Consider the following 9,409-nt stretch of genomic DNA (forward strand, 5'->3'; position numbering starts at 1 on the left):
CTTTAATAACTGTCGCCAGTCTTTGGAGTCATCTTCTGTGAGTGCCTTTACCATGGCATAGTCTCCTTTACTAATGCTAATACGCTCAATGGGCTCAGTCAGCTCCTTTTCAATTTGCTCAAGTATTGTTTTTTCTTCCGGGCTACAAAAGGAATAAGCCTGACCTTTTGCAAAACCCCGGCCTGTACGGCCCACCCGGTGTACATAATGTTCAACCGTTTCAGGCAGGTCATAATTCACAACAAAATCTACTTCAGGTATATCAATACCTCGGGCACTGATGTCGGTGGTAATAAGTACCTTTAAAACCCCACTTTTAAACCTGCCCAGAGTTTCATCGCGCTGCTTTTGATCTTTGTCTCCATGCAGAGTGTCCGCTTTCAGTTCCATACGCTGGAGGGCTTTTTGTACTCTTTCGGCTCTTACTTTGGTACGCACAAACACAAGCATCTTAGCCTCTGGGTTGTTTTTTATGAGTTGCTCCAGAAAGTAGCGCTTATCATCCATTTCTACATAAGCCACGGCATGCTCAATATTCTTGGCTACCGGATTTTTAGGCGATAGCTGAATGCGAATAGCTTTATGCACCAGCGAATAAGCCAGTTTCTTTATCTCTTCATTGATGGTGGCCGAGAAAAACAGTGTTTGCCTTTTTTTGGGTAAGTGAGGCAGTAAGTCTCGCATATCCTTAATAAAGCCACGCCCCAGCATATGGTCGGCTTCATCCACAATAAGCACCTCTAATAGCGACAGGTTTAAATAGCCCTGGCTAATGAGGTCGAACAAACGGCCTGGTGTGGCAATGAGCACATCGATACCCGATTGAAGCATTTTAATCTGAGGGTCCTGCTCCAGCCCACCGTAAATAGCATAAATGGTCAGGCCACTGCCTTTGCTCACCTGCTGAAATGTTTGCTTTACCTGCTGTGCCAGTTCATGGGTAGGAACCATCACCAGGCATCGCACTGCGTTTATATTGAGCTTGCGCGAATGATCCAATAACCTTTGTACCGTTGGAATGGCAAAGGCAGCCGTTTTGCCAGTTCCTGTTTGTGCAATAGCCAATACATCTTCTCCTTTGAGAATAGGAGTTATGGCCTTATACTGTATGTCCGTAGGCTTTTTAAAGCCAAGCTCTGCCAGATTGGACTTAATAAGCGGGTGAAAAGCGTATTTCTCAAACTTCATGCAAGACAAAGATACCGCTTCGCCATACAAAATCGTTAGCTTTGGGTTAGTTTACCCACAATATTCACGCGGCAGAAGTTAGATAGCTCAATGAAATTCTTGAAAAATATAGCTTTAGCACTGCTCATACTCACAGGGTTGGCTCACGGGCCGGAGAGTAAGGCGCAGTTTTTAACAGTAGATACAACGGCTTATATTGAGTGGTCAGACAATTTATACCTAAGCTGGAAAGACTTTAGGTTTAGAAAACAAAAGTCCAAAGAGGAGAGGGGGCTTGCTCTGACCTCCGTAACCCATTCCATACGAGGGGGCATATTTAACGATGAACCCAGGTTTGAGGTGAAGGTACTCTTTGTGAAGAAAGACTCCTGGACCACCGATTCTACCAGCATAGCACTCTTGGCTCATGAGAAGCTGCACTTCGATATTGCCGAATTGTATGGCAGAAAAATAAGGAAGCAGATTAGTGAATTGCACAAAAGGGGAGAGCGAGACCTAAAAGTTTATAACAAATATGTGAGGCAACTACTGGCCGATTTTAAGCGATTTTCTCTGAACTATGATAAAGAAACCGGTCATGGAAGAGACTCAGAGCGTCAAAACGAATGGTTCGAACTTGTTTTTTCAGAATTGGAGCGATTAAAACAATATAGTCAATGATATTAATATTTATATATGTTAATAACAACATATATAAATTGCCCTTGAATTATTTTCCGATGTTTCGGTTTGACTCTATTTTCGCTTAATTTAATCAGCCGAACGACTGTGCCATGAGTGAACCACTGGTAAAGGAATATAGCAATGGAGAGGTTACCATAGTATGGAAACCAGATCTGTGCATTCATTCCGGTATTTGCCTCAGGGGCTTGCCCAAGGTGTTCAATCTCAAGCAGCGACCGTGGGTTCAACCGGAAAAGGCCAATTCAGATCAGATTGTGGCTCTGGTTCGGGAGTGCCCCTCAAAAGCACTATCTGTTAAAGGCGTTCGCTTTAAAGAGAAAGACAATAGCGATGTGAAGGTAACGCTCATACCCGGAGGCCCCATACTGATAAAAGGAGGAGCCACGGTAACGGAAAGAAACCATAAGCAGGTACATCGTGAAACAGTGGCCTTTTGTCGTTGCAAACGTTCGCGAAAATTTCCGTATTGCGATGGCACACACGCTCAACCAAAAGAAGACTAAGAGACTATGGCTATTACGATAAAAGACATTGCCAATGCGCTGAGTATTTCACCTTCAACGGTGTCGAGAGCGCTCAACGATCATCCAAACATAAGTGAAGAAACCAAGAAGTTGGTAGCCGAAAAAGCAAAGGAAATGCGTTATCAGGCCAATTTTATTGCTGCAGGCTTACGCACCAAGCGTTCCAACTCCATAGGTATTTTAGTACCCCACATTACCAGTAACTTCTTCGCTTCTGCAATCGATGGTATTCAGAAGGTGGTAAGCGACAACGGATACTATACTATAATTTGTCAGTCTAATGAGAATTATCATGATGAGATAGACCAGATTAAGTCGCTGCTTTCATGTAAAGTGGAGGGCATTATTCTGTCGGTTTCCAGTGAAACCAAAGAGTTCGATCATCTGGAGACACTCAAGGCCTATGATGTACCCTTTGTGTTTTTCGATCGTATTGCTCCCGGCTTCGATACGCCAACCGTAGAAGCCAACGATTTCACAGGTGGTTTTCAGGCGGTGGAACATCTGATAAAACGTGGGCGCAAGCGCATTGCCCATCTTGGAGGCCCTGGACTGCTGGGGATTAGCAAAAGCCGATATGAAGGTTATTTGGAGGCTCTCAGAACCTACGACTACGAGATTAATGAAGATTTTGTCGTGTTCACTCACCCCGATGAACCTCACGATGCGATTATAGAGAAGATGTTTGAAGACCCTAAAAGAAGACCCGATGCCCTTTTTACCTTTAGCGATGAATTGGCAGTGGAATCCATTCTAAAACTTAAAAAAATGGGTCTTAATGTTCCAAGAGATGTTTCGGTGGTTGGTTTTGGCAATAGCAACTTGTGCGAAATAGTAGAACCCAACCTTACCAGCGTAACGCACGAACCTATTAAAATGGGTGAGGCTGCGGCCGAGCTATTGTTTAAAGTAATTCAGAAAAGGCATATACCCCAACACCAGCTTCACCTGAAGTTTGATTCGAGGGTTATTATCCGGGATTCTTCCCGATAAGTGCTTAACATATAAATGAGGCTACCCGGCAGCGACTAACCTCCTGTATTCAATTCCTGTTTGCCAATTGTGCATGAGATTTTGTGCCCGGGTTGCCTTCTTTCGGCATCTTAAATACATTCAAACAGAAATGAAAAAGCTTAGTCAACTTATGATGATTGGAGCCCTCGTGCTCATTCAGTCCTGTAACGAAAAACCACAATTGGTCTGGCAAGACGAATTCGATGGCCGTGAGTTGGATACCACCCGGTGGACAGCCTATGTTGGTGATGGCTGCCCCGATCTGTGCGGTTTCGGTAACAATGAGCTTCAGTATTATACCGACAGGCCCGAAAATATCAATTTAGCCCATGGTATACTCACCATTACTGCATTGGCCGACTCTTTTAAAACCCGTGCCTATTCTTCGGCCAAGCTCATCACAAAAAACAAAGGCGATTGGAAATATGGCAGGGTAGAGGTGAGAGCCAGAATTCCAAAAGGACGTGGCAATTGGCCCGCAATATGGATGTTGCCCACCACCAATAACTATGGTGGCTGGCCCAAAAGTGGAGAAATAGACATTATGGAACATGTAGGCTACGACCAGGGTAACCTGCATGGTACGGTACACACCGAAGCCTTCAACCACCTTAAAGGCACACAGAAGGCAGACTCCGTTCAGGTAGCCGATATCTCCGATAAATTCCATGTATATGCTATTGAATGGGATGAGGATAAAATCGATTTCTTTCTAGACGATGAGAAATACTTCACTTTCGAAAACTCAGGCAATGGTTATGCCGAGTGGCCCTTCGACCAACCCTTTTATCTCATCCTAAACCTTGCCGTTGGAGGTGGCTGGGGCGGCAAAAAGGGCATTGCAAACGATATCTTTCCAAACCGCTTTGAAATTGATTATGTTCGTGTATATCAGTAGCAACTATTGAATATCATTCAACCTTAACCTTACGTCTATGGTAGACCTAGTTAGTCTCGATTACATTTTTATAGCCGCCTATTTTGTGCTGGTCTTTGGTATAGCCGCTTGGGCCACTTTTAAAGAAAAAGTCAACTCTTCATCGTCCGATTACTTTCTGGGAGGTAAGAATGTAGGCTGGTTTGTCATTGGCGCATCACTCTTTGCATCCAATATTGGTTCTGAGCACCTCGTGGGTTTAGCAGGCGATGGGGCAACAGGGGGGGTGGCTGTGGCTCAATTCGAAATTATAGCCGGATTTATGCTTATGCTCTTAGGTTGGGTTTTTGTGCCCTTCTACTTGAAAAGCGGAGTATTTACCATGCCCGAATTCTTAGAAAGAAGATACTCCTCCAAGGCGAGAAACTATCTTTCCTGGGTTTCGATAATCGCTTACATACTTACCAAAATATCGGTGACCATTTTTGCCGGAGCTGTAGTTTTCTCAGCTATAGAGGTGCCTTTTTGGACTGGAGCCATCATCATAGTTGTAGCTACAGGTGTTTACACCGTTTTTGGAGGGTTAAAGGCCGTGCTTTATACCGATATGATTCAAATGTTTGTACTCATTGGAGGTGCCATTGCTGTAACCTACTTTGGTCTGAACGAATTAGGCGGGTGGTCAGGGCTAACCAGTAGTGTAGACGAAGGCTTTATGTCTATGTGGAAGCCAATATCCGATGATAAATTCCCTTGGACTGGTATCCTGTTTGGGGCTCCCATTTTAGGGGTATGGTATTGGTGTACAGATCAGTACATTGTGCAGCGAGTGCTTTCCGCTCGTAACATTGAGCAGGCGAGAAAAGGAACTCTTTTTGGCGGATTTCTGAAGATGCTTCCGCTTTTCATCTTCGTTATTCCCGGAGTAATTGCGTTTGCCCTTTCTCAAAAAGGTGTTTTCGACCTGGAAAAGAATGATCAGGCACTCATTATGATGGTGAAGAGTATGGTGCCGGCAGGTCTTCGAGGTGTAGTAATAGCCGGTTTACTGGCCGCACTAATGAGCTCACTAAGCTCCGTGTTCAACTCGTGCTCAACACTTTTTACCATCGATATTTATAAGCGATGGAAACCCGATACCTCAGAAAAGAAGCTGGTGAGAGTAGGGCAGTTGGCTACCATCATTATGGTGGCAGTAGGTATTGTTTGGATCCCCATAATGGAGCGTATCTCCGGACAGCTCTATACATATTTGCAAACAGTACAGGCCTATATTTCACCCCCTATTGCCGCTGTGTTTTTGCTAGGAATATTCTTTAAAAGATTGAATGCAAAAGGCGCAATGGCTGCTCTATGGACCGGTTTTGTGTTAGGTATGGGACTGCTAGTGCTTGATGTTTTCAAAGCATCATTGCCCGATTTTCTAAGTGCCATTATTGCTATCAACTTCCTGCATTTGGCCATTTTCCTTTTTGTTATATGTTCTGTGGTACTCATAGTGGTGAGTTTAATGTCCGAAAAACCGGCACCAGAACAAATCAAAGATATTACATACGCCAAGGGAGTGCTGAGTGCCAGGGGGCAAGCCTCGAGAACGAAAGACCTGGTGCTTACGGTATTGCTTATAGCTCTTATAATTGCTATTTGGATATACTTTAGCTAATGGCCTATGAGTAGAGCATATAAAATAGCGGTAGTTGGCCCTATTCCCAGAGATCATATTACTACTCATAAGGGAGAAGTTATAGAGAAGTACGGATGCATTACCCACCCTACTATAGGGCTTGCCCAGTTGCTTCAGGGCCAGGGAACGGTCTATCCGGTTTCGCATATTCGCAAAAAAGACATGGCTGCAGTAAAGGAATTATTTGCCCCTTATTCGGCCATAGATATGAAAGGCGTTACAGACGATGCCGATAGCGGAGACGTGATCAAACTTAAATTTCTCGATCAGAACTTTAGGGTAGAAAAACAAACGGCCTTTATGAACCCCATAATGCCGGTGGATATGGCTCCGTTTCTGGATTGCAACGTGTTTGTTTTTGTGCCTATAACCGACCATGAAATAGCTCTCGATACGCTTAAATACCTAAAAGAGTTTAGCCATGGAACCATCATATTCGATGCTCATGGCCCCACACATACTATGACCATCGGGGGCGATCGGCACAAGAAGTTTTGGGTGGAAAGAGACTTCTGGCTACCCTATATCGATGTTCTAAAGATGAATCTGGAAGAATCGTGGTGTACCTGGTATAAGCACGAGTACAGAGAAGAGGAACTCACCGATCTTCTGGATGATATTGGTCAGGAGCACCTTCACCCCATGGCCGATTACATTTTAGATAGAGGCCCCAAGGCTTTAATTGTAACTACCGATGCCACCGGTTGTAAGGTATTTACAAAAGTAAACGGACAGCTCAAAGAAGAATTCGTGAAGAGCATTTACATGGAAAATGTAGTAGACACCACCGGCTGTGGAGACTCTTTTGCGGGAGGACTAGCCTATGGGCTGAGAGACGGACAAAACGATTACATATTGGCTTCAATGTATGCCAATGCGCTTGGAGCTCAACGTACTCAAGGCACCACTTTCGAGGTTTTTAAGCCTCTGAGAGAAACAGAAAATATGATGCGTGCCAATTATTCTATAAACCTATGATTTTACCAAAGGCCTGCATTTTTGATTTAGATGGGGTGATTGTAGATACAGTTCCGGCTCATTATATAGCCTGGAAGTCTATTGCCGATGAACTGAATATACCTTTTACGGAACAAGACAACGAGCAGTTAAAAGGCGTGAGCAGAGTAGACTCTATGAAGCGCATTTTGGCGATAGGAGATCTCGAAAAAAGCGATGAGGAAATTGAAGCTTTAACCACGCGTAAGAACGACAGATACGTAGAGATAATATCTAAAATGACTCCTGCCGACATTCTGCCGGGAGTCAGAGAGTTTCTCCATGTGTTGGCAAAGGCCGGATTAAAAGTGGCATTGGGATCTTCCAGTAAAAACGCGCCTACTATTCTAAAAGCCGTTGGGCTGAGCGATCTGTTTCAGGTGAAAGTGGATGGTAACCACATAAGCCATTCCAAGCCTCACCCAGAGGTGTTTCTGCTTGGAGCCGATCGCCTGGGCTTGCATCCTTCAGAGTGCGTTGTCTTTGAAGATGCTATTTCCGGTGTGCAGGCAGCCAAACGGGGAGGCTTTCCATGTGTAGGAGTGGGCTTGCCTGAACTATTGCATGAGGCAGACCTTGTAGTTCCTGATCTGAAAGACGCAGACCTTACCATATTCAAACGTTTACCATCATTTGCATGAAAAATTATATCAAACATCATCCCTGGTCGATTATCGAAGAAGGGTTTGTGCCCGAGTATAATCAGATTTCCGAAAGCATTTTTAGCCTGGGCAACGGCATGTTTGGTCAGCGGGCTAATTTCGAAGAACAATATTCGGGAGAGAGCCTCCAAGGCAACTACGTTGCCGGGGTGTACTACCCTGACAAAACCCGCGTAGGCTGGTGGAAAAATGGGTATCCGGAGTACTTTGCCAAGGTGCTTAATGGAGCCAACTGGATTGGAATTCATATTTCTTTTGAAGATGAAGCTCTGGACTTGGCCACTTGCGAAGTGGAGCATTTTCGAAGAGAGCTCAACATGAAAGAAGGCTGGCTTAAGCGTGAGTTTACAGCCAAAATGCCTTCAGGTAAACGCGTAAAGGTAGAGGCCACCCGAATATGCAGTATGGCCAGAACCAAAGTAGGAGCACTGTCCTATCAGGTTACACCTCTCAACTTTTCCGGTGTAGTCCGAATAGTGCCATTTGTAGACTTTGATGTAATCAACGCAGATTCTAACTACGATGAAAAATTTTGGAATGAGCAGCATAGGAAAGCTTCGCACGATTTCAGCTATGTGGTAGCCAGTACCAAGAAAACCGATTTTTGGGTAGCTACGGGAATGAAGTTCAATATCTCCGGAGGTTTCTCCATGGAGTCTGCTCAGGAATTCGAGCGAGAGAAATATGTGGAAGTAGCAGTAACGGGTCGGGTAGAAGAGGGTAAGCCTTTGACCATAGAAAAGTATGCAGCCAATATTTCTTCCATGTATTTTGCCAAAACGCAGCTGGTAGAAGTATGTGAAAAAGAAGTGCTGGAGGCGGCCCAGGTCGGGTTCGATAAACTTCTGCTGGAACACAAAGAAGCTTGGGCAGCCAAGTGGCAAATGAGCGATATAGTGATTGATGGTGATGTTTCGGCACAGCAGGGTATTCGATTCAATATTTTTCAGCTCAATCAAACCTATACCGGAGAAGACGAGCGACTTAATATTGGGCCCAAAGGTTTTACCGGAGAAAAATATGGTGGAAGTACTTACTGGGATACTGAGGCGTATTGTCTGGCTTTTTACCTGGCTACGAGTGATAAACAAGTGGCCAGAAACCTGGTATTGTACCGTTACAAACACTTGCAAAAAGCTATTGAAAATGCTCAAAAACTAGGTTTTACTAATGGTGCTGCTCTTTACCCCATGGTGACTATGAACGGTGAGGAATGCCACAACGAATGGGAAATAACCTTCGAAGAAATCCATCGCAATGGCGCCATAGCTTATGCCATTTACGACTACATAAACTATCATGGCGATGAAGACTACCTAATAGATTATGGTTTAGAAGTACTGATTGCTATTTCGCGTTTCTGGGCTCAAAGGGTACACTGGTCTAAACAAAAGGGTCAGTATGTAATGCATGGAGTTACAGGACCCAATGAATACGAGAACAACGTGAATAACAACTGGTACACTTCTAAAATAGCTCTTTGGACCTTACAGTATACCTTGGAAGGGCTTCAGAAATATAAGGGTACTACGCAGCTCAATGAGTTGTTTCAAAAACTCAATTTTAAAGAAGCCGAAACTGAAAAGTGGCAGCACATACTCGATAATATGTATCTGGGGTATGACGAAAAGAGAGGAGTATTTTTACAGCAAGATGGTTTTCTGGATAAAGAGCTGATGCCTGTTTCGGATATTCCGGCAGGGCAGAGGCCAATTAACCAAAACTGGTCTTGGGACAGGATACTCCGTTCGTGCTTCATCAAACAAGCCGATACACTTCA

The 9,409-nt window shown here is 44.3% G+C and carries 9 protein-coding genes; 8 read left to right on the top strand and 1 reads right to left on the bottom strand.

The genetic code is table 11. From position 1 onward, the window contains the following. Positions 1 to 1,188: DEAD/DEAH box helicase (locus tag B3O12_RS16195; RefSeq protein WP_286757073.1), on the bottom strand; the 1,188-nt coding region annotated here is incomplete at its 3' end. Between the two features lie 90 nt (positions 1,189 to 1,278). Between B3O12_RS16195 and B3O12_RS16200 the strand changes: the two genes are divergently transcribed. The 8 genes from B3O12_RS16200 to B3O12_RS16235 form a co-directional block, all read left to right on the top strand. Further along, complete coding sequence (locus B3O12_RS16200) at positions 1,279 to 1,848, top strand: DUF922 domain-containing protein (protein WP_286757075.1); 570 nt, start codon at positions 1,279 to 1,281, stop codon at positions 1,846 to 1,848. 113 nt (positions 1,849 to 1,961) lie between these two features. Continuing rightward, a complete protein-coding gene (locus B3O12_RS16205) occupies positions 1,962 to 2,375 on the top strand; it encodes a (4Fe-4S)-binding protein (protein ID WP_189631175.1) in 414 nt (137 codons plus the stop codon). A 6-nt stretch (positions 2,376 to 2,381) separates the two neighbouring features. After that, a complete protein-coding gene (locus B3O12_RS16210; RefSeq protein ID WP_189631176.1) occupies positions 2,382 to 3,389 on the top strand; it encodes a LacI family DNA-binding transcriptional regulator in 1,008 nt (335 codons plus the stop codon). A 130-nt stretch (positions 3,390 to 3,519) separates the two neighbouring features. After that, positions 3,520 to 4,308 (top strand): glycoside hydrolase family 16 protein, encoded by a 789-nt coding sequence (locus B3O12_RS16215; protein WP_189631177.1) that lies wholly within the window; start codon positions 3,520 to 3,522, stop codon positions 4,306 to 4,308. 37 nt (positions 4,309 to 4,345) lie between these two features. Continuing rightward, entirely contained in the window at positions 4,346 to 5,950 is a 1,605-nt protein-coding gene (locus B3O12_RS16220; RefSeq protein WP_189631178.1) for a sodium:solute symporter, read from the top strand. 6 nt (positions 5,951 to 5,956) lie between these two features. Then, positions 5,957 to 6,949, top strand: a complete 993-nt coding sequence (locus B3O12_RS16225; RefSeq protein ID WP_286757076.1) for a carbohydrate kinase family protein — start codon at positions 5,957 to 5,959, stop codon at positions 6,947 to 6,949. Further along, the gene (gene pgmB, locus B3O12_RS16230; RefSeq protein ID WP_286757078.1) at positions 6,946 to 7,608 is read left to right on the top strand and encodes a beta-phosphoglucomutase; all 663 of its coding nucleotides are present in this window, start codon (positions 6,946 to 6,948) and stop codon (positions 7,606 to 7,608) included. The genes B3O12_RS16225 and pgmB overlap by 4 nt, the downstream gene beginning before the upstream one ends. Next, positions 7,605 to 9,409 (top strand): family 65 glycosyl hydrolase domain-containing protein (locus B3O12_RS16235; protein WP_286757079.1); only part of this gene is annotated, 1,805 nt, incomplete at its 3' end. The genes pgmB and B3O12_RS16235, both read left to right, overlap by 4 nt.

The organism is Roseivirga sp. UBA838, from assembly GCF_002296035.1.
Taxonomy (GTDB): Bacteria; Bacteroidota; Bacteroidia; order Cytophagales; family Cyclobacteriaceae; genus Roseivirga; species Roseivirga thermotolerans.